This window comes from Adlercreutzia caecimuris B7 (assembly GCF_000403355.2).
Lineage (GTDB): Bacteria > Actinomycetota > Coriobacteriia > Coriobacteriales > Eggerthellaceae > Adlercreutzia > Adlercreutzia caecimuris.
Genome location: NZ_KE159646.1, coordinates 245,721 through 265,463, shown reverse-complemented (window position 1 = coordinate 265,463; position 19,743 = coordinate 245,721). Strand labels below are relative to the sequence as shown.

The 19,743-nt window shown below is 67.3% G+C and carries 17 protein-coding genes; 4 read left to right on the top strand and 13 right to left on the bottom strand.

Features of this window, described 5'->3' with window-relative positions; genetic code table 11:
* The 12 genes from C811_RS16820 to C811_RS05200 all read right to left on the bottom strand — a co-directional run.
* Positions 1–255, bottom strand: a 255-nt coding sequence (locus tag C811_RS16820; protein ID WP_016308461.1) for a hypothetical protein, incomplete at its 3' end; no start/stop codon positions are given.
* Between the two features lie 279 nt (positions 256–534).
* Positions 535–1,383 carry an ABC transporter ATP-binding protein gene (locus tag C811_RS0102740; RefSeq protein WP_016308460.1) on the bottom strand — a complete coding sequence of 283 codons (849 nt, stop codon included), beginning with the start codon at positions 1,381–1,383 and terminating at the stop codon, positions 535–537.
* Positions 1,376–2,374 (bottom strand): FecCD family ABC transporter permease, encoded by a 999-nt coding sequence (locus C811_RS05245; RefSeq protein ID WP_016308459.1) that lies wholly within the window; start codon positions 2,372–2,374, stop codon positions 1,376–1,378. Before C811_RS05245 ends, C811_RS0102740 begins: the two co-directional genes overlap by 8 nt.
* Positions 2,375–2,413: 39 nt before the next feature.
* Positions 2,414–3,445, bottom strand: coding sequence for an ABC transporter substrate-binding protein (locus tag C811_RS05240; protein WP_016308458.1), 1,032 nt, complete (start codon positions 3,443–3,445; stop codon positions 2,414–2,416).
* A 1-nt stretch (position 3,446) separates the two neighbouring features.
* Entirely contained in the window at positions 3,447–4,451 is a 1,005-nt protein-coding gene (nirJ2, locus tag C811_RS05235) for a putative heme d1 biosynthesis radical SAM protein NirJ2 (protein ID WP_016308457.1), read from the bottom strand.
* Between the two features lie 120 nt (positions 4,452–4,571).
* Positions 4,572–5,570 carry a hypothetical protein gene (locus C811_RS05230; protein WP_016308456.1) on the bottom strand — a complete coding sequence of 333 codons (999 nt, stop codon included), beginning with the start codon at positions 5,568–5,570 and terminating at the stop codon, positions 4,572–4,574.
* A gap of 4 nt (positions 5,571–5,574) precedes the next feature.
* Positions 5,575–6,408 carry a hypothetical protein gene (locus C811_RS05225; RefSeq protein ID WP_016308455.1) on the bottom strand — a complete coding sequence of 278 codons (834 nt, stop codon included), beginning with the start codon at positions 6,406–6,408 and terminating at the stop codon, positions 5,575–5,577.
* Positions 6,409–6,591: 183 nt separating this feature from the next.
* Positions 6,592–6,816, bottom strand: coding sequence for a response regulator transcription factor (locus C811_RS05220; protein ID WP_016308454.1), 225 nt, complete (start codon positions 6,814–6,816; stop codon positions 6,592–6,594).
* Between the two features lie 26 nt (positions 6,817–6,842).
* Complete coding sequence (locus tag C811_RS05215) at positions 6,843–7,166, bottom strand: hypothetical protein (protein WP_016308453.1); 324 nt, start codon at positions 7,164–7,166, stop codon at positions 6,843–6,845.
* Between the two features lie 207 nt (positions 7,167–7,373).
* Complete coding sequence (locus C811_RS05210) at positions 7,374–10,067, bottom strand: protein translocase subunit SecDF (protein ID WP_016308452.1); 2,694 nt, start codon at positions 10,065–10,067, stop codon at positions 7,374–7,376.
* A 145-nt stretch (positions 10,068–10,212) separates the two neighbouring features.
* A complete protein-coding gene (locus C811_RS05205; protein WP_022926376.1) occupies positions 10,213–11,658 on the bottom strand; it encodes a helix-turn-helix transcriptional regulator in 1,446 nt (481 codons plus the stop codon).
* Between the two features lie 98 nt (positions 11,659–11,756).
* Positions 11,757–13,397 carry an FAD-dependent oxidoreductase gene (locus C811_RS05200; RefSeq protein WP_016308450.1) on the bottom strand — a complete coding sequence of 547 codons (1,641 nt, stop codon included), beginning with the start codon at positions 13,395–13,397 and terminating at the stop codon, positions 11,757–11,759.
* 739 nt (positions 13,398–14,136) lie between these two features.
* On the opposite strand from C811_RS05200, the gene C811_RS15665 reads away from it, so the two are divergent.
* A complete protein-coding gene (locus tag C811_RS15665) occupies positions 14,137–15,390 on the top strand; it encodes a hypothetical protein (protein WP_016308449.1) in 1,254 nt (417 codons plus the stop codon).
* Positions 15,391–15,572: 182 nt separating this feature from the next.
* Here C811_RS15665 and queA read toward each other — a convergent pair whose 3' ends face one another.
* Positions 15,573–16,670 (bottom strand): tRNA preQ1(34) S-adenosylmethionine ribosyltransferase-isomerase QueA, encoded by a 1,098-nt coding sequence (gene queA, locus C811_RS05195; RefSeq protein WP_016308448.1) that lies wholly within the window; start codon positions 16,668–16,670, stop codon positions 15,573–15,575.
* Between the two features lie 133 nt (positions 16,671–16,803).
* Between queA and C811_RS05190 the strand changes: the two genes are divergently transcribed.
* The 3 genes from C811_RS05190 (at position 16,804) to C811_RS05180 (ending at position 19,534) form a co-directional block, all read left to right on the top strand.
* Positions 16,804–17,703 carry an HAD family hydrolase gene (locus tag C811_RS05190; RefSeq protein ID WP_016308447.1) on the top strand — a complete coding sequence of 300 codons (900 nt, stop codon included), beginning with the start codon at positions 16,804–16,806 and terminating at the stop codon, positions 17,701–17,703.
* Positions 17,704–17,706: 3 nt separating this feature from the next.
* Positions 17,707–18,852 (top strand): tRNA guanosine(34) transglycosylase Tgt, encoded by a 1,146-nt coding sequence (tgt, locus tag C811_RS05185; protein ID WP_016308446.1) that lies wholly within the window; start codon positions 17,707–17,709, stop codon positions 18,850–18,852.
* A 313-nt stretch (positions 18,853–19,165) separates the two neighbouring features.
* On the top strand, positions 19,166–19,534 hold the full coding sequence (locus C811_RS05180; RefSeq protein ID WP_016308445.1) for an Hpt domain-containing protein: 369 nt from the start codon (positions 19,166–19,168) through the stop codon (positions 19,532–19,534).
* Positions 19,535–19,743: the final 209 nt, after the last annotated feature.

The window sequence follows — 19,743 nt, the reverse complement described above, 5'->3', positions numbered from 1 at the left end:
GACGACGTCGCCGACCTCGGTGGCCAGCGTGCGCTCCCTGAGGTCGCGCAGGCGCAGCCCCGCCGGCCTGCCGGCCGACAGCTCCGCGTCCCTGGCCTCGAGCGCCCGCCCCATGGCCTCGGCCATCATCGAGTGGCCGGCGGCCATGGCCGCGTCCTCGAAGGCCGCGAAGTCGGCAGCGCCCCTGGCGCTGGACAGGAACATCTCCGCCATCGAGGCCACTGCCGCCTCCCTCAAGCTGCTATCATTGTCCACGAGGTTCTCCTTTTCTCCGTTCTTGGTCGAACAAAAGGATAGGGGAACCTCTTTCTCATTGACAGGCCGGTCCTCGGAAGGGCCGCGCCCTCCCTCGCCCCGGGCGCGGCTCACGCCGCGCTGCGCCCCCCAAAAACTTTACGCCGAGACTATCGGCGCGACCCTGGGGCCCATAGGCCCCGACGATGGACGCACGCCGCCGCCGTTTCCGTTCTTCGCGGAACGCGACCGGGGCCCAGCGCCTCGCGTTCCTTCGCTCCCATCCCGCGCGCGGCGCCCCTAGAGGCGCGGATACAGCACATAGCCCCTATCGACGGCGCCGTCGGACCGATGGCGCTCGTGGGGGCAGACGTCCATGGAGAAGGCGCGCTCGATGGCGCCGGCGGCAAGCACCTCCTCGGCCGACCCCTCGGCCGTGACGCGTCCGCGCTCCATGACCACGAGACGGTCGGAGTAGCGCAGGGCCAGGTCCAGGTCGTGAATGACCATGGCCACGGTCTTGCCGTCGCGCCGGTTCAGATCGTGCACGAGGGCCATGAGGTCGTGGCAGGCGTTAATGTCCAGATAGGTGGTGGGCTCGTCCAGCACGATGAGGTCGGTGTCCTGGGCCAGCGTCATGGCCACGAAGGCCCGCTGCCGCTCGCCGCCGGAGAGCTTGCGCACATCGTGATCGCGAAAGCGCGCCACACCGGCCCGCTCGAGAGCCGCCTCCACCCGCTCGCGATCGCGTGGCCCGAGCCGCCCGCCCATGCCCGTGTGGGGGTGGCGCCCCAAGGCCACGAGCGCCTCCACGCTCACAGGCGGGACGCGGGAGGACTGCGCGAGCACGGCCAGCTCGCGGGCGCGCTCGCGGGCCGAGAGGGAACCGGTGTCGCGGCCCTTCACCTCCACGCGCCCCGACGCCGGGCGCAGCAAACCGCTGGCAAGCTTCACGAGCGTGGACTTGCCGCAACCGTTAGGGCCGATGATGCTCGTCACCGATCCGGATTCGATGCGGGCGGAAAGCCCCTCGATGAAGGGGGCACCCGGCTTGTAGGAGAACGCCACGTTGTCGTAGCGGATAGCGCATAGCTGCGCCTGCGCGGGGGCGCCGTCGGCGGCCTCGGTTTTCGCAGCGTGCTCAGTCAAGGCCGCCTCCTTTGTTCTTCAAGATGAGGTAGATGAAGAAAGGACCGCCGATGAACGCCATCAGAATGCCGACGGGCAGCTCGTAGGGGGCGAACAGCACGCGGGCGAGCAGATCGCACCCCACGACGAAGGCAGCTCCGGCCAGAGCGGACACCGGCACCACCCACCGGTTGTCGCAGCCGACGAAGAAGCGCACCAGGTGCGGCACCACAAGCCCCACGAAGCCGAGCAGTCCCGCGAAGGAGACGGCGGCGCCGGCGAGCACCGCGGCCACGGCGAGCATGGAGAGGCGCAACCGGCTCACATTGAGCCCGAGCCCGTGGGCCGCCTCGTCGCCGAGCGCCAGGATGTTCAGCTTCGATGCACCGGCGAGTGCCGCCGCAAGCCCCACGGCGATATAGACGGCCGGCCAGCCCAGATCGCGCATGAGCACGCCGGAAAGGCCGCCCACGAGGAAGGTGGACGAGCCGACGTAGGCATCGGGGTCCACAATGAGGATGGTGTTCATGCCGGCGCCGAACACGGTGGTGATGGCAATGCCGGCGAGCACCACGGTCAGTCGGCTGACCCCCGCGCCGAGCGACAGCGCGAAGATGATGAGCGCCGTTGCCAAGGCGCCGGCGAAAGCCGCGAGGGGCGTGAGCCACAGCGCCCCGGGCGCAAGGGAGGCGGCCAGCAGCACGAACAGTCCCGCGCCGGAATTCACGCCGATGACGTTGGGGCTCGCAAGCGGGTTGTCGAGCGATGCCTGGATAAGCGCGCCAGAGGTGGCGAGGGCCGCGCCGGCCAGCAGCGCCGCCAAAACGCGCGGGACGCGGACGTTCTCCAGAATGCTGCGGGCCGTATCGGGCACATCGACGCCTGCCGCCCATGCCGCCAGCTCCGGCAGGCTCACCGAGGAGGCGCCGAGCATCAGGCCCGCGGCCGCGGCCGCCGCCAGCAGGACGGCGGTCGCGGCCAGGACGACGATGTTCTTCGGAATGTTGCTCATAGGGCTGCCATCCTCGTCATCTTGCGGGAAGGGGCCGCTCTAACCGCGCGCGGGCTGCCCGTAGAGGCTGTCGAAGAGCCCCTGGTAGGCATCGGACCAGTGCGCGTTGGGCTTGGAGAGGTACAGGGTCGGATCCAAGGTGATGTAGCGCCCGTTCTGCACCGCCGACAGGCTGGACCAGGCCGGGTTGGCCGCCGTGGCCTCCTCCAAGTTGCGCATGGCCGCCTCGGCATCGTCGCCCATGGGGATAACGAAGATGAAGTCGGGATCCATCTCGATAACCGCTTCCAGGCTGAAGTCCTTCAAGAGGCTGCGATTCTCGCCGGCCAGGTTGTTCACGCCGAGGTCGGCCAGCATGGCGCCGGTCTGGGTCTCGGGGGCTTGCACGCGAGTGCCGCCGGAGAACGTGGTGAGCACGAGCGCCGTCGGCGGGTTCTCGGCCGGCACCTGGGCCACGATGTCATCGATGGCCTGCTCCACCGCAGCCGCGTTCTGCTCGTAGAGATCCTCGCGGCCGGTAATGTCGGTGAAGGTGCGCATGAGGCGCAGGTAGTCGTCGAACGTGGTCACCTGGAAGTACGCCACGGGAATCCCGGAGCCCACCAGCGCGTCGCGCAGGTCGGCCTGGCTGGAATCGCCGCCGCGGCCGCCGGTGCCGCTCGTCATGATGACGAAGTCGGGGTCAAGCGCGATGATGGCCTCCAGGTTCACGGCGGCGAAATCGCCCACCGTGGCCACGTCGGGGCTCGCGATGGTCCAGCCCGCCGCCTGAAGGGCGTCGTCGGACACACCCACGAGCGTGCCGCCGGCCAGCTCCCAGGCATTCGCGAAGCTGCCCATGCAGGCCACCACGCGCTGGGGGTTGTCCACGGTCACCTCGTTGCCCAAATCATCGGTGAAGGTGACCGGTCCGGGCGCGGCATCATCGGCGCCGGCCGCATCGGATGCGGGAGCCTGCTGCTCCGGGGCGGCGGTGTTGTCGGCAGCCGGAGCGGCGGCCTCCTGCTGGCCGCACCCAACCAGGGCCAGGGCGAGCACCGCCGCAGCGGCACATAGGACGATTCTCTTCATGCTAGTTCTCCTCTTCTTCCAGCTTCTGGCCGTGGGCGCAGTAGTCGTCCTGGGCCAGGATGTCGCCGTCGTGGTAGTAGGCGGCGCGGGCGCGGCAGCCGCCGCAGCCGTCCTTGTAATCGCACGTGCCGCAGGCGCCGGAATAGGCCTGGGTGCGCAGGCGCTCGAAGACGGGGCTCGTCTTCCAGATCTCGTCGAAGGGCTGCATCCGCACGTCGCCGGCTTCCTCGGTCATGTAGGCGCAGGGGCGCACGATTCCCTCGCTGCCCACGACGCAGTAGGTCAGCCCCGCCAAACAGCCGCGGGTAAAGCGCGTGTCGATGCCGAGCTGCTTGGCCACGCGGGTGAACTGCGGGGCGCAGGTAGGCTTCACGTCGATGGACACTTCCGCCGACTTTTTCATGATGTCGCGCAAAAGCGCCTCGTTCTCGAGCACCTCCAGGCTCGTCTCCTGGATATACTCGCCCCGACCCACGGGGATCAGGAAGAAGATGTAGTGGGCGATGGCGCCGATCTCTTCGGCGAAGTCGGTGATGGCGCACACCTCGTCGCGGTTCCAGTCCACCACGGTGGTGTGCAGCTGGAAGGGCAGGCCCGCGCGCTTGCAGGCCTCGATGCCGGCACGGGTGAGCTCGTAGGCGTTGGCCAGGCCGCGGAACTTGTCGTGCTTCTCGGGCACGAGACTGTCCACGGAAATGCCCATGGCGCAGGCACCGGCCTCCTTCAGCTTCTGGGCCACCTCATCGGTGATGAGCGTGCCGTTGGTGCCGAACACCGGACGCAGCCCGCAGGAAGCCGCGTGGGCCACCAGCTCGTAGATGTCGGGGCGCAGAAGCGGCTCGCCGCCGGAGAAGATCATGATCTTGAAACCGGCCTTGGCGATCTCGTCGATCATCTTCTTCGCCTCGTCGGTGGAAAGCTCGCGATCCGTGGCCTCCTCGGCATCTTGGTAGCAGTGCACGCACTTCAGGTTGCACTGGTTCGTGGTCATCCACGATACGATCATGGGATTCTCCCCTTTCCTATGGTCTCCCTGCATGCTTCTCGAGCATAGGAAGAGCATAGCCGCGAAGGCGCCGGCCGAGCATCACCTGAACGGCCTAGGTTGGACGCAACAAAAGTAGGTTCAGGCTAACTGGTAGGAGAAATCGCGAACCGCCTCGGCCACGGCGGCCCGACGCTGGGCAGCGCGACCGGCTTGGGACCAGGGTGCGTCCTGGGTGAGCCGGACCAGGTCATCGCGGGTGTAGAGGAACGCGTCGTCGATGGATGCCGCGCGGCTATCGATGGCCGCATGCCCCGCCGACACGTCGACGAGCAGCATCGCGCGGCCGCGGCGGCTGCGCATGGCCGCTCTCACGGCGCGCTTGTCGAGCAAGGGCACCGCGCCGGGTGCGGCCACGACGATATCGGCGTTGCCGAGGGCCACGGGCAGCGCCTCGGCGGAAACGACCGGCGAGGCCTGCGCGGCCCCGTGCGGGGCGAGAGCTGCGCCGACGAAGGAGAAGCGCCCGACGCCGGCCTGGGCAAGAGCGGCCACCGCGGCGGCCACAAGCCCGTCATCGCCCACGGCGAGCACCTGCCGCCGGTCAAGGTGGTCGAACACGCGCCGCGCCAGCTCGGCCACGGTCGCGCCGAGCGCATCGGCCGTTTCCGCGCCGTCTGCCGCGGCCAGTCGGGCCGCAAGGGCGCGGGCCGCATCGCCGAGCGCCTCGAGCCGCGGCCCGAAGGAGCCCCGCGCCCGAGCCGGGGCAACCCCAGCGCACCAGGCCGCGGCCATATCCTCATCAGCGGCCGCAAACTCGTCGATGGCGGCCACCGCGGCGAACAGATGGGCCGCCGCATCGGCGCCTTCGGCAAAGTAGCCGTGGGCGGCCAGATCAGCCCCCGCATTCGCCGCACTGCCGAGCAGCCCCAAGACAAGATCGTAGGAATCCACGCCGTCCTCCACGACGGCGTACACCTCGAAGCGCTCCCCCGTCGCCAGCACGAGCGCCTCAGCCACGCTCCGGTGCCCGGCAAGCGCCGTCAGCACGGCACCGAGGGCGCCCTCCCCGGCAAGGGATGCGGACAGGGGAAGGAAGGGCGCCCTGCGCGGGTTGACACCGACCATGACGAGCGTCATGGCGTCACCCAGCCGAAACGGCGATCAGCGCGAGCATAGCCGCGAAGCCGCCGATGGAGAGGAGGGCTCGGGTGCGGGTGCCCACCGCGCAGGGCGCGAGGAAGGAGAAGACGGCGTAGAGGCTCCACACCGCCGACACGAGAAGAGACAAGACAATACGCGGCCAGAGGTAGCCCACGCTTCCCTGGCAGTGGAAGTGGGTCATGGCCGCCGAGAGCGCCACCATATGGGTGAATCCGATGAGCATGGCCCCAACGAACACCACGAGCCCCGCAAGGGCCGCAGCGCGGGCGATGGTGGCCAGGGTATCGAGGGCCGGCGTATCGAGCGAGAACAACTTGGCGGATCGACGCGCCATAAGGCGGCGTTGGTACAGCAGAAGCCCCGAGGCCGCCGCGCTCACCGCGAAGCAGGCGCAGGCCGCGAACACGAGCACGATATGGGGCACGAGCAGGGGCCACTGGTAGAGGGCCATGTTGTCGGCGCTCACCGGGTCGAGAATCTTCAGCCACTGGGAGGCCACGATGAGCAGCGCCGCCACCGGCCCCACAATGAGCGCAAAGCCGAGGCCGCGTCTTGTGACGACCAGTCCCACCGCCGTCACCACGGCGAGAACCCAGGCAGCCAGCATGATGATATTCGGCCCCGACAGCAGCGTGCCGGAGGTGGTGGTGGACTCGATGCCGATCACGGCGGAGTGCAATGCCACGGCCGCGAAGAAGAGCGCCCTGGCCGCCCGTGCGCTGCCCTCCCGCTCGCGCAGGATGCCGTGGGCCGCCAGGGCGCTCGCCGCGCCGTAGGCCAGTACGCAGACTATTTCCAAGTAGAACAGGAACATGGGGCTTGCGGGCTCGTCCTCTCTCGTAACACCCCCATCATAGCGAAAGGGGCGCCGCCCGGTATCGCCCAAACGGGCTACATGGCGCCGCTTGGGCGCGCGGCACGGCCGATGAGCCACCCGACGCGACGGCTGCACAGGCACTGCGGGCAGCGAGCGCGAACAGCCGCGCCGCGCTCCCTCCTAGCAGCGCCGCAAGATGCCGGTCTCGAAGCCGTAGGTCACGAGCGCCGCGCGGTTGGCGCGGCCCGATTTGGCCGTCATGTGGGACAGATGGGCCTTCACCGTCTGCTCGGACAGCGTCAGGCGCCCGGCGATCTCCTTGTTCGACAGGCCGCCGGCGATATAGTAGAGGATCTGCTGCTCACGCAGCGTCAGCCCATGGTCGGGATCGGTGACGAGGATCATAGGAGCACGCGTCCGGGGCAGCAGCCCTAGGCGAAGTCGTAGAGGTCCTTGGCGGCCACCTGGAAGTCGGCATAGGCCTCGGCGGCGATGACCTCGTCGTCCACCAGCTCGAAGGAGACCGGCTGACCCTCCTCGTCCACCTCGGTCACTTCCAGCACCACGACCTCGCCGGACGAGGTGGCCGGATGCTCGTCGTCGATGGGGAAGAAGAACCCGAACGAGCTTTCACCCTTCAGCACCAGGCCGAGGAACTCCAGCTCGACCTGCTCGCCCTTCTCGTCCACCAGGGTGATGGCGACGCCCTCCTCGGTTGGCGGGCAGAAATTGGGGGCAGAACCTTCGCGTACCATAGAATCTCCTTGTAACTCGCCGCCGGTCGGAGCCGCGCGGTATCCTGATTCGCTCAAACAGTCATCGCTTGGGGGAACAGGGCATTCAGCCCTGTTCCCGCCGCTGCGAAACTCGCTCGGTCAGGACACCCCGCGTCTCCTCTACGCTCGGCCACACCTGATAGCCAGCGAATCAGAATCCCCGTGGCCCCGGCCAAGAAGAGTTCCCTACTGGGCCCTCCCGTGCTTGTGCTTTTTCTTCTTGTTGCTCGCCGACTTCGGCTTGGCCGGAGCCGCATGCTTGCCCGTCGGGGTCCCCGCAGACGCCTCGACGGCCTCGACCGCGACCGTCTCGACCTTCTGGGCCTCCAAGCGCGCCAGCGGCACCTGGGCGATGCCCGTGGAGGCCGAGTGGTCAAACTCGAAACGGCCGATCTCGGTGCCGTACTTCTTCTGCAGCTTCGCGAACTTCGGCTCGCGGGTCTTCCACAGGCAGTAGAGCGGACAGGCGATGGCGATGGACGAGTAGGAGCCGGCGATAAGGCCGATGGCCATGGCGAAGGCGAAGTCCTTCAGGGTCTCGCCGCCGAACAAGAGCATGGCGAACACGGGGATGAACGAGGTGAGCGTCGTGTTGATGGTGCGGATGAACACCTGGTTCATGGAGTGGTTGGCCATGGTCATGAAGGTGCAGCGGATGTCCTCGCCCTTCATGTTGTCGTTGATGCGGTGGAACACGACCACGGTGTCGTAGAGCGAGTAGCCCAAGATGGTGAGCAGGGCGGCGATGGTGTTCGGATTCACCTCGCGGCCCACGAGCGCGTAGATGCCCACCACCAGGATGAGGTCGTGCAGCAGCGCCACGATGGCCATGACGCCCATCTTGTACTCGAAGCGGATGGCGATGTAGACGATGATGAGCAGGATGGACACGAGAAACGCGATAAGCGAGCTCTGGATGACGCTGGCGCCCCAGTCCGGACCGATGGTGGTCACTTCGAAGTCGTTGGCCGTCATGCCCAGCGCGTCGGCCACCTGGGTGGCGCGGGCCGTAGCGTCCTCGGGGCTCGTGGTGGTGGTGCGCACGAGGAAGCCGGGCTCGCCGCTCGTCTCGGTGGTCTGGATGACCGCGTCGGGCTCGCCGGCGTCGGCGAAGGCGTCGCGCATCTGCTCGATGGTGGTCTCGCCCGTGCCGTGGAAGGCCACCGAGGTGCCGCCTACGAACTCGATGCCGAAGTTCAGACCGCGGAAGCCCACGATGGCCAGGCAGGCCACCATGGCCACGGCGGCCACGGTGAGGAACACCTTGCGGTAGCCGAGGAAGTTGATGTCGTGCTTGATGAAGCGGCCCTTTATCTTGCGGGCGGCGCGGACGGTCTGCGAGGCGTCGGCCGGATCGTCGGCGTCCACGATCTCACGGGTCTCGGCGGCGCTCATCTGCGAGCCCGTCTCAGCCTCGCGCTCGCTCACGCCCTCGGCGGCGGCGAGGGCGGCATAGCCCTTGGAGGCCTCGATGGAATCCCTGATGCCCCAGAAGCCCGGATGGCGCGCGATGACCTTCGGCGCGAGCAGGCGGATGAGCGGGGCCTTGAAGATGACCATCATCACGATGTCGCAGATAATGCCCAAGGCCAGTGTCATACCGAAGCCCTTGACCGACGAGGCGGCCAGGAAGAACAGGCACAGCGCCGAGACCATGGTCACCAGGTCGGCATCGATAGAGGTGAAGATGGCATGCTTCACGCCGGTGATGGAGGCGGCCTTCACCGAGCGGCCCATGCGAATCTCCTCGCGGAAGCGCTCCACGGTGAGGATGGACGAGTCGGCGGCCATGCCGATGGTCAGCACGATGCCGGCAATGCCAGCCAGCGACAAGCTGAACAGATGGAAGGCGGACAAGGCCGCCAGGATGCCCAGGTAAAGCACGGCGAACACGGCCATAGCCGCCGCCGTGATGAGGCCGAGACCCTTGTAGAACAAAAGCAGGTAGAGCATCACGACCGCCAGGCCGATGAGCGCCACGATGACGCCGGAGACGAGCGCGTCTTGGCCGAGGGTCGGGCCGACCACCTGGGACTGGGCGTACTCGAAGGAGACGGGCAGCGAGCCGGATTCCAGGATGGTCTGGAGGTTCTTGGCCTCGTCCAGCGTATAGTTGCCGGTAATGGACACCTCTCCGTTGGGAATCTCGGACTGCACCGCGGGAGCCGACTGCACCTCGCCGTCCAGGATGATGACGATCTGGCCGTGATCGGCCACCAGCTCGCGGGACGCATCGGCGAAGGCCTTGGCGCCCTGGCTGTTCAGCGTGATGTTCACCGCGTAGTCGGTGGAGGCCTCCGAGGCCTTCCCGATGGTGACGTTGGTAATGTCGGCGCCGGTGACGATGGGCGTGTAGGTGCCCGGCTCCACTTCCAAATGCTCGGTCTTGCCCGAGGGGAAGACGTTGCCGAACTCGTCGGTCACCGAGCTCTCGCCGGCGTACTGGCCGCTCTCGATGGCCTCCTTCACCTTTTCATCGGTGAAGGAGTCGAGGCGCGCGAACTCGAGCGAACCGGTACGGCCGATGGTGGCGAGCGCCTCCTCGGTGTCGGACAGGCCCGGAATCTGCACGAGGATCTGGTCGGTTCCCTGCTCCTGCACCGTGGCCTCCGACGCGCCGAGCGCGTTCACGCGGCTCTCGATGATGGCGCGGGACTTCTCCATGTCCTCGGGAGTGACCGGCTCGCCGTCGGTAGACTTCGCCGTAAGCACCACCGACAGGCCGCCCTGAATGTCGAGACCCTGGTTGATCTTCTCGTTGGGCGGCGTGAACAGAACCGCCGAGACGACCACCAGCAGCGTAGTGAGGACGAGCAGCCAGACGTTGCGACGGTCGTGGGTGCGCGTCGGCTTCTTCTTTACAGTGCGTTCCAGTGCCATGGGACTTGCCTTTTCTTTCCTGCGGTCTGTTACCTTTTATGCAAACGGCGCCCCTGTCCTCCCCCGACAGCGACGCGTTGGCTCAACTTGCCTATTGTGCCATAAATAAACCGAAGGTCAACGCCTTATTCTGGAATCGCAACATTTAGAGGCGCCCGCCAGGGCCGTCCGCGCCGAGCAGTGCCACGAGAGCGCGGCGGTTGGGCACGCCGCATTTCTCGTAGATATGGCTCGTATGGGCCTTGAACGTGCCCTCGGCGATGAAGAGCTCGCCGCGGATGGCCGGCCCGTTCTTCCCCTGGGCGATGAGGTGCAGGATCTCGGTCTCGCGCGGGGTGAGGCGGAAGCGCTCGGCCAGCTCGGCCACATGGGCCTCGCGGCGCTCCTCCTCGGGGGTCTTCTCCACAAGGCCGCCTATGTCCAGGATGCGAACGCCCCACTTGCTGGCGAGCTCGCGCTCGGACAGCAGGATGAGTGTGGCCGCGAGCATCATGGCCACCACCGCGACGGCTATGACCGTATCCTGGGCGCCGGCGGCAAGGCCCAGGGCGCCCATGGTCTCGGCCACGTCCTTGCCCCAGATCACGAACACCTGCTCGGCGCCCTTGATGGCCGCGAAGACCACCACGGTCACCCCCAGCCGCTTCGAGATATCGTAGAGCAGCAGCGCCACGATGATGCCCACAAGCGAGTAGCTCATGGAGATGAGATAGCTGGAGGCCGCCGTGCCGAGAAAGCCCTCCACGGGCACCAGGAGAAAGCCGCACACGATGAGCACGAGAGGCGAGCGGTAGAGGGCGCCCACGTTGAAGCGGGCCGAGAAGAAGTAGGCGCTCGCGAAAAGCACGGCCATGATGAGGGCGGTGGAGGCCGACGAGTGCATCCCCGCCCCGGCGGCCAACTGGTGCTGGCGCAGGCCGTAGGCGAAGGAATACAGGGCCAGCAGCACGAATATCTTCCAAGGATAGGTGAGCCTCGGCATCACCGGCGAGGGGCGGTCGGCCGCCGGCAGCGCTTGGAATGCCGCCCGCAAGCAGAGAACGGCGGCCACGGGCAGGGCCACCATAGCGCAGGCCACCCGAAGCCCATCGAGGCCGTCGCAGAAGAACACGAAGACCACGGCCGCAAGCTGAGAGGCCGTGGTGTATAAGAAGATGCGGATGAGGGAAATGCAGCTTAAGACCTCGGCCCACAACACCAAGAAGAGCCCGAAGCCGATGCCGCCGAGGGCCGCGCCGACCACGGCCAGAACCGCCGCCGCACCGCCGGGAAAGGCCGCCTCTCCCGCAGCGATGAGGGCGAGGGAGGCAGCCGCCATGGCGCCGGCGGACACGGCGCGCACCGCACCGGTGGCGTTGAGGGGCACCAAACGGCGAGCCGCGACGGCCACGACGATAGAGGCGAGGGCCATGGCGTAGTCGAAGACGTCATGCAGATCGAAGGGGGCCGGCAGGGCCAAGGCCGGCGCCGCCACGGCAAGGGTGACCCAAGCCCGAGCGCAGCCGAGCGCGAACAGGTAGGGCAGGATGCCCGCCAGGTAGAGGGCGCGATCCTCCCTCCCCTTCCGTATGTCAGCCAGCAGTTTCCCCATGGCGGGCATTATAGCAGGCGAGATAGGCCGAATTGAAGAGAGCCCGGCCGACAGGGAGGGAGGTCGACCGGGCCCGAGAGGGAAATGGCAAGGGGGAGCTACCGGCTCGCGACGAGCTTTCCGGTGTAGTAGCCCGAGGTGATGGCGCGGCCGATGGAGAGGCCCTCGATGTCCATGGGGTAGTCCACGCCGCCGAAGAACTGGCCTGAGGCGTTGCCCACGGCGTACAGGCCGGCGATGGGCTCGAAGGCCTCGTTCAGGCACTGGTGATCGCCGTTGACCACTAGGCCGCCCAGGATGGCCGGCAGCTTGTTGGAGCCGCGGGGAATGGCGTAGTAGGGGCCGCCCTCGATGGGCACGAGGTACTTCGCGGACTTGCCGAAGTCCTCGTCGCGGCCGGCGGCGCACAGCTCGTTGTAGCGGGCCACGGTCTCGGCGAGATGGGCCGGGTCCACGGCCGTGAGCTTCCAATCGTTCTCGGCGGCGTAGGCGTTCATGGCCTCGGCCAGGGCCTCCACGGTGTCGGCGGTAATCCACTTCTCGGGGTTCACCTTGTTGTCGCCGTTGTACTGGGAGATGTCGTAGGGCGCGGCGGCCTTCCAATCCTCGTAGTAGTCCTCCCAGTTTGCGGGCACGAGGCTGAAGAACTTGGCGGCCGTGGAGTCCTCGAAGCCGGCGCGGGCCAGGTAGGGACGGGCGAAGTTGTTCATGTAGCCCATGCGGCAGCAGGTCTCGTCCATGAAGCGGTTGCCCTCCTGGTCCACGAAGAGGAAGGGCATCTCCAGGCGCACGAAGGCCGGCTCGCCGTGGATCATCTTCGTGTGGGTGTGGGGCGTCATGATGGCGCCGGCGTTCATGCCGGCCACCAGAGCGCTGCCGTCGCGGAAGTCGGTGAACAGGCTGAAGCCCTTGGTGTCGGGGGCGTAGTAGTCGAGCATCTCCTGGTTGGAGGAGTAGTCGCCGCAGGCCAGGATAACGCCCTTGGCCGCCGTGAACAGGTGGTGGCCGTCCTCGACCTCGCAGATGGCGCCCGTGACCGCGCCGGACTCATCGACGGCCAGCTGCACGCAGGGGGTGTTGTAGAAGAACTCGGCGCCGGCGGCGGCCAGGTTCTCGGCGATGACCGTGGCGGCGGCGTTGTGGTTGCCCTCCACGTGGAAGTAGGTGTTGGCGTGCAGGTGGATGTCGTAGCCGTTGTAGGTGAGCACCGCGTCGTGGGGCTTCGATTCCACGCCGCCCTTGGCCGCCTCCTCGGCCCACCAGGCCAGAGCCTCCTGGGAGTTGTGGGCCCAGATGTTCACGAGATCGCGGTCGGAGCGGTAGTCGCTCTTCCAGTTGATGAAGCTCACGCAGGCCTGCACCGCCGCCTCGTCGGTCTTGCTCAGATCGATGGACGCGGCCATATTGCCCGTGGTCTGGGCGGCGTTGATGTTCTGCACGCAGGCCACCCGCGCCCCGGCCTCCAGGGCGGTGTGCACCGCAGCCAGGCCCGACTCGCCGGCGCCCACGACCACAACGTCGTAGTCATGGGTCTCCACGAAGTCGGTGATGGGGGTCTGCGGGGCCAGGAAGGACGGGCCGGTGGCCGCGCCCGTGGCAGCCAGGTCGCCCTCAGTGGCCGCCTGCCCGACGGCGCGGGGCTGGCCGCAACCGGCCAGGCCCGCGGCGCCGGCAGCGCCCAAGGCGGCGATGCCGCCGAACTTGAGCAGGTCGCGACGGGTGAAGTTGGTAGCAGTCATGGTAACTCCCTCTCTTTCGTGCGGGATCCGGAGAGCAGGCGCATCCGGCGCTCCCACGAGCCCCGGGCGGCGTATTGCCATCGGCCCCGCAAAACCTCCTCGGGCGCACCGCGCACCGTTGTCCGCGGCCCGGCGCTCCCACGAGCACCGCACGCCCACCTAACTGTTCGGCCGCGAAGAGCGCTCAGGAGGCGTGGGAGCCCTTCCCTGCCGCGCCTTGCGACGGCGCCCACTATGGCTGCCGGCGGCGCCCAGCGCATCGGAAGGTGCGCCAGAAAAAGATTATTCCCGTAAACTTTTTCCTAAACCCTTACAATGAACTGGGAAAACTTTTAGCTGCTCTTTCCCCTTCCCGCCCGCGAAAACCCCTCCGTCTCTCGCGCCGCGACATGCCCTTCGCCTCCCGAGGAGCCGGCGGCACGGGAGCCCCTCCGGTTCTTGGGGCGTTTTCTGGCTTGCAAACAACGACCTTGGAACCCGATCGGTCCGAAAAACATCCAAAAGCAGCCAACTTGTAATACCTCGCTTCCGTTTCCCCAGGTCACGTATTACCAGTCCCGGCAAAATCGCAATCCAAGGTACCAAGGTCGTGCTTTTCAAGCCAGAAAACGCCTCAGGCCCGGAAACCCCGCCGTCGAGACGGGGCGGCGTCCTACTGCCGGCAGCATGCCGAAACCAAGCGAAAGGGTTCCGCACACACCCGAATCCTGAGCTGCTGACTTACCACAGCGGAACATTCATGAAGGCCGCAGGCGGCCGCGGCGGCCGCCGGCGAACCCCCTACAATACGCCCATGCGAATTTTCCTGTACGGCATATCGGCGCTCTCCTGGTGGCTCTCGGCCCCGGCCACGCCCGGCGAGGGGAACCGGGTAGGTCAAAATGCGCTGCGGAACTGCAAACCCGATGCCGCGGCAATCCAGTATCTCGCGCACTGCTGCCCGCAAATCCCCCGGCCCTACCACGTTACGGTTTCCGTGCGCATGAAGCGGTGCCCTGACGGAGTTGCGCCCCATCGCTCCCAGTTCAAGCTTGTCGGCAGGCCGTTCTGTCGTGTGGCAAGCGGAATATACGCGCCCTGCCCCGAGCTGTGCTTCGTCCAAGTCGCGAACAACCTGGACCTCCACGAACTCGTGAAGGTGGGCAACGCGCTGTGCGGCACCTTCTTCATCGATCCCAAAGCACGCAACGGCCTGGGGAAGCGCCGACCGCTTACCAGCGTGCGGCGCATCGGGGCATTCATCGAACGCAATCCGGGCATCCTCGGCGCGAAGCCGGCGCGCCGAGCCCTCGGCCTCATGGTAGACGGCGCCGCATCGCCTCCCGAGGTGTTTCTGGCCATGGCCCTGGGCCTTCCCTATCGCTTCGGGGGCTACCAACTGCCGGGCATCGCCGCCAACCGCCGCATAAAGCCCAGCTCCAAGGCCCGTGCCATCGCGCACCGAAGCACGCTCGTTCCCGACATCCTCTGCGAGAGCAGCCGCCTCGACATCGAATACGACTCCAACACCGAGCACGCAACCGCCGCGCAGCTGACGCGCGACGCCCAGAAACGGCTGGCCCTTGAAGCCGACGGGTACAAAGTCATCACGGTTACCGCACGACAGATAGGCAGCCAGGGGGAAATGCGGAAAATCGCCGAGCAGTCGAGACGGCGCATGGGCACCCGGCTGAGACCCCAAAGCGCCGCATTCCGCCAGCAGCAGCGTGCCCTCTTCCGCACGGGCTGGTCGCTTAGCCGATACCACCGCCGCGAATGGCTGGAAGGCGCCCCCGAACCGGTCGCGCCCGCTCCGCTGTGCCCGACACCCGTCGATGCGCTCACCGCGCCCGGTCGTGCGCTGCGGTGTCCGGCCGTGCCCAAGCGCTGGCCGCTTTCGGATGCCGGAACGTTTTCTGGCTTGAAAAGCACGACCTTGGAACCGAATTCGCCCGAAATCGAGGGGGGCGCCTCCCCCGGCATTACGCCACGAGGGAATACTCCGGAAATGTAATACGTCCCTCCCCTCTCAAGTGCCAAATTGGTTCCAAGGTCGTGCTTTTCAAGCCAGAAAACGCCCTAAGAACCGGAGGGACGCGACAAAAACGGCCCCGGCATCCCCCCAGGGCACGTCGCCCGGATCAAGCCAGGGGGTCGGCTGGCGAGCGCCCGCACCGACAGCCGCGCGCCCTTCCCCTAGTGCAGGAACATGGCGTCGCCGAAGGAGAGGAGGCGATAGCGCTCGGCCACGGCGTGCTCGTAGGCGGCCATGACGGACTCGCGGGTGCTGAAGGCGGAGACCAGCATCATGAGCGTGCTTCGGGGCACGTGGAAGTTGGTGATGAGCGCGTCTACTACATGGAACCGGTACCCCGGCAAGATGTAGAGGCTCGTGGCCTCCCGGTCGCGGGGTACCAGCGCGCCGGCTCCCCCGTTGGCCGCGGAATCCCAGGCGCTCTCCAGGCTGCGCACGCTCGTGGTGCCCACGGCGATCACGCGGCCGCCGGCGGCGCGGGCAGCGGCGACGGCATCCACCGTGGCCTGCGGCACCGTGTAGAACTCGGTGTGGATGACGTGCTTCTCGGGATCCTCCTCGTCCACGATGCGGAAGGTGTCAAGACCCACTTCCAGCTCCACCGTGGCCCAACCGACGCCCTGATCGCACAGACGTTCGATGAGCTGGGAGGTGAAGTGCAAGCCGGCCGTGGGGGCGGCCGCCGAGCTCTCGCGGCGGGAGTACACGGTCTGGTAGAGCTCCTCGTCGCCGGCGTAGTCCTTGATGTAGGGGGGCAGCGGCGTGTGGCCCACGGCATGCAGGGCCTCGTCCAGGCTGGGCAGCGGCGTGATCAGCCTCGCCACGCGCTCGCCGCGCTGGCCGTTTCGGGCCCAGTCGATAATCTCGGCCGACAGCACCACATTCCCCGCGCCGTCGGCGAAGTCCACCACGGCCCCGGCCCCGGGCTTCAGGCGCTTGCCCGGGCGCACGAGCACCTCCCAGAAGGCCACGCGGTTGGTGCGGGGCTCGGGGCCTGCGCACTCGCGCAGCAAAAACACCTCGGCTGCCCCGCCGGTACCGCGCTTGGCGCCCAGCAGGCGCGCCGGCATGACGCGGGTCTCGTTGGCCACGAGCAGATCGCCGGGTCGCAGGTAGTCGACGATGTCGCGGAAGATGCGGTCTTCCACCTCGCCGGTGGCCCGGTCCATCACGAGCAGGCGGCAACGGTCGCGCTCGGCGGCGGGCTCCTGGGCGATCAGCTCGTCGGGCAGGGCGTAGTCGAAATCATCGGTTCTCATGAAAAGCGCTCCTTAAGAATTGCATCGGCGGTATACTACCACGTTGATCTTGAAACGGCGGCGGAAGCGCCCCGCGGACGGCCAGCGCGGCCGCCCCCTCGCCGCCCGCAGGCCCCACCTGGAAAGGAACCCCATGGACCCCACCCCGCGCGCCTACCGCGCCATCTGCTTCGATTTGGACGGCACCCTGCTTCCCATGGACCTGGACGTGTTCATGGGCCGCTACTTCGCCGCCCTCTACGACTTCATGGAGGCCCGCGGCATCGAGGGCGGCCCCTTCTTGGAGGCCCTCAAGGCCGGCACCCGGGCCATGGCCGTCCACGACGACGGCCGCACCAACGCCGAGGCCTTCTGGGACACCTTCACCGACCTTATGGGTGATGCGGACGTGGATTGGGAGCCGCTGCTGACCGAGTTCTACGACGGCCCCTTCGCGGCCCTCGGTGCCGATGTGGAGCCCAACCCGGCCGCCGCGGCGGCCATCGAGACCCTGGCGGCAAAGGGCTATCCCCTGCTGCTGACCACCATGCCCATGTTCCCGCCGACCGCTGTGCGCCACCGCCTGGCCTGGGCCGGTATACACCCCGAGGCCTTCGCCCGCCTGACCCACTACGAGAATTCCCGCACCGTGAAACCACGACCGCTCTACTACGCCGAGAACCTGGCGGCAGCCGGGGTGGATGGCGCCGACGTGCTCATGGTGGGCAACAACACCGTGGAGGATCTCTCCTTCATGCACCTGGGGGCCGACGGTTATCTCGTGACCGATTGGCTGCTCGACCCGGCGGGCTTTGACCTGGCCTCGGTGAAGCACGGCACCATGGCCGACTTCGCCGCCTTCGCGGCCGCCCTGCCGCCCTGCGCCAATCCGGCCTCGGCCGTAAAGATGGGTCCCATCGACCCAGCCGAGGCCGAGGCGGCACGGGCTGCCAACGACGGAGGCTCCCTGGACGGAACCCGCGCCGCGGCCCACGCCGCCGCGGCTACCGACGACGTGCTGGCCGCCCAGGCGCCCGGCTCCCGGGAGGTGTAGGCCATGGCGCTGTTCGACTGTACCTGCGAGGCCACCTCCGGCCACGCTCGGGCGCTTTCCTACGAGACGGCCCACGGCACCTTCCGCACCCCCATGTTCATGCCCGTGGGCACCTCGGCCACGGTGAAGGGCGTCACCACCGACCAGCTGCGCGAGCTGGGGGCCCAGGTGGTGCTCGCCAACACCTATCATTTGGCCATGCGCCCCGGGGCCGACCTGGTGGAAGAGGCCGGCGGCATCCACCGCTTCATGAACTACGACGGCCCCATGCTCACCGACTCCGGCGGCTTCCAGGTGTTTTCCCTGGCCGACACCGTGAAGCTGTCCGATGACGGCGTCACCTTCAAGTCCATCTACGACGGGTCCAACATTCACTGGACGCCCGAGGAGAACATGGTCATCCAGCAGAAGATCGGCGCCGACATCGCCATGCAGCTGGACCAGTGCGCCCCCTATCCGGCTGAGCGCGCGTTCGTGGCGAAGGCCGTGGACTACTCGAGCGCCTGGGCGCGCCGGTGCCTGGCAGCCCACACGCGCCCCGACCAGACGCTCTTCGGCATCGTCCAGGGCGGCATGCATCTCGATCTGCGCCTGGAATCTATCCGCCGGCTGCGGGAGATCGAGGACGAGTCGCTGGCGGCCGGGCACCAGCGCTTCGGCGGCTTCGGCATCGGGGGCTACTCGGTCGGCGAGGACCACGAGGTGATGTTCGAGACCTTGGGCGCGGTGGCCCGGGCCTGCCCTGAAGACCGCCCCCGCTACCTCATGGGCGTGGGCAACCCCACCACCCTGGTGCGTGCCGTGCGCGAGGGCGTGGACATGTTCGACTGCGTGCTGCCCACCCGCACGGCCCGCATGGGCACGGCGTTCTCCAGCACGGGCCGCATGAACATGCGCAACGCGAAGTTCGCCCGCGACTTTACGCCGCTCGATCCCGCCTGCACCTGCCCCACCTGCCAAAACTACACCCGCGCCTACCTGCGCCACCTGGTGAAGCAGAACGAGATGCTCGGCGCCATGCTGCTGTCGGTGCACAACCTGCACTTCCTGCTGGATTTGATGCGCCGGGCCCGCGAGGCGGTGCTGGCCGACGCCTACGAGGACTTCTACCGGGCCTGGATGGCCTCCCCGGCCGCCGCCGATTACTAGCCGCCTCGCCGCGAGCGCGATCCCCCGAGGCGACTCATCGAAACCGGGATATCGCGCTCGCCGCACAGACGCCTCCCGCAGCCGCCTCGTCACACGGCCATGCCGACAATAACCGTTTCTCTAACGGCAGATTACAGATTGGTGACAGGTGGCTACAGGACATTAACAGCCCCTGCCGATCGCTGGCAAATCCGTTACAAGACGTTAAACTGAACTCCAATGTCCAGCGCATCGTCCGCCGAAGAGGAGAAGGGCGGCAGACGGTGCCTCCTGAGCACGAACTTTCGCCGTTGTTTGAAAGGAACTGATCGCCATGACCGCAACGCTTGCAGATAAACTGGCTCCCTACGGAATCGACTATGTGGACGCCATGGACCGCTTCGGCGACAACGCCGAGCTGTACGAACGCCTGGCGCTGAAATACCTGGACGATGCGCACCTCGTGGCGCTCCAGGCGGCCATGGAGGCCAAGGACTACTCCGAGGGTTACAGCCAGGCCCATGCGCTCAAGGGCGTGGCGGGTAACCTCTCGTTCAAGGACCTGTTCCAGTGCGCGGCCCTCGTGTCCGATGCGCTGTACGCCGGCGAGTACGAGGCGGCCGCCGAGCACATGCCCGAGGTAGAGCGCACCCACAACCTCGTCATCCAGGGCCTGGAAGCCTGGAAGGACGGCCGCTTGTAACGAGCGCGGCGCACCCAAAACGCACCTGCAACGACAGAGGCGGCCCCTTCGGCCGCCTCTGTCGTATTATCCCGAGACCCCCGTCTCGACAGCGCTCCTTACGGCACTACTCCGCTAGACGCGCTTGGCATAGGCGAGATTGACCCAGCCGCCGCCCCTCACGTAGCCCCAGCCGCCCCTGATCTTGGTGATCCTGACCTTCTTGGCGT

Bases quoted from the DNA above. Each gene is read 5' to 3' on its own strand.
- C811_RS05245 (WP_016308459.1), bottom strand. From the start codon at position 2,374: ATGAGCAACATTCCGAAGAACATCGTCGTCCTGGCCGCGACCGCCGTC.
- C811_RS05240 (WP_016308458.1), bottom strand. From the start codon at position 3,445: ATGAAGAGAATCGTCCTATGTGCCGCTGCGGCGGTGCTCGCCCTGGCC.
- nirJ2 (WP_016308457.1), bottom strand. From the start codon at position 4,451: ATGATCGTATCGTGGATGACCACGAACCAGTGCAACCTGAAGTGCGTG.
- C811_RS05230 (WP_016308456.1), bottom strand. From the start codon at position 5,570: ATGACGCTCGTCATGGTCGGTGTCAACCCGCGCAGGGCGCCCTTCCTT.
- C811_RS05225 (WP_016308455.1), bottom strand. From the start codon at position 6,408: ATGTTCCTGTTCTACTTGGAAATAGTCTGCGTACTGGCCTACGGCGCG.
- C811_RS05220 (WP_016308454.1), bottom strand. From the start codon at position 6,816: ATGATCCTCGTCACCGATCCCGACCATGGGCTGACGCTGCGTGAGCAG.
- C811_RS05215 (WP_016308453.1), bottom strand. From the start codon at position 7,166: ATGGTACGCGAAGGTTCTGCCCCCAATTTCTGCCCGCCAACCGAGGAG.
- C811_RS05210 (WP_016308452.1), bottom strand. From the start codon at position 10,067: ATGGCACTGGAACGCACTGTAAAGAAGAAGCCGACGCGCACCCACGAC.
- C811_RS05205 (WP_022926376.1), bottom strand. From the start codon at position 11,658: ATGGGGAAACTGCTGGCTGACATACGGAAGGGGAGGGAGGATCGCGCC.
- C811_RS05200 (WP_016308450.1), bottom strand. From the start codon at position 13,397: ATGACTGCTACCAACTTCACCCGTCGCGACCTGCTCAAGTTCGGCGGC.
- C811_RS15665 (WP_016308449.1), top strand. From the start codon at position 14,137: ATGAAGGCCGCAGGCGGCCGCGGCGGCCGCCGGCGAACCCCCTACAAT.
- queA (WP_016308448.1), bottom strand. From the start codon at position 16,670: ATGAGAACCGATGATTTCGACTACGCCCTGCCCGACGAGCTGATCGCC.
- C811_RS05190 (WP_016308447.1), top strand. From the start codon at position 16,804: ATGGACCCCACCCCGCGCGCCTACCGCGCCATCTGCTTCGATTTGGAC.
- tgt (WP_016308446.1), top strand. From the start codon at position 17,707: ATGGCGCTGTTCGACTGTACCTGCGAGGCCACCTCCGGCCACGCTCGG.
- C811_RS05180 (WP_016308445.1), top strand. From the start codon at position 19,166: ATGACCGCAACGCTTGCAGATAAACTGGCTCCCTACGGAATCGACTAT.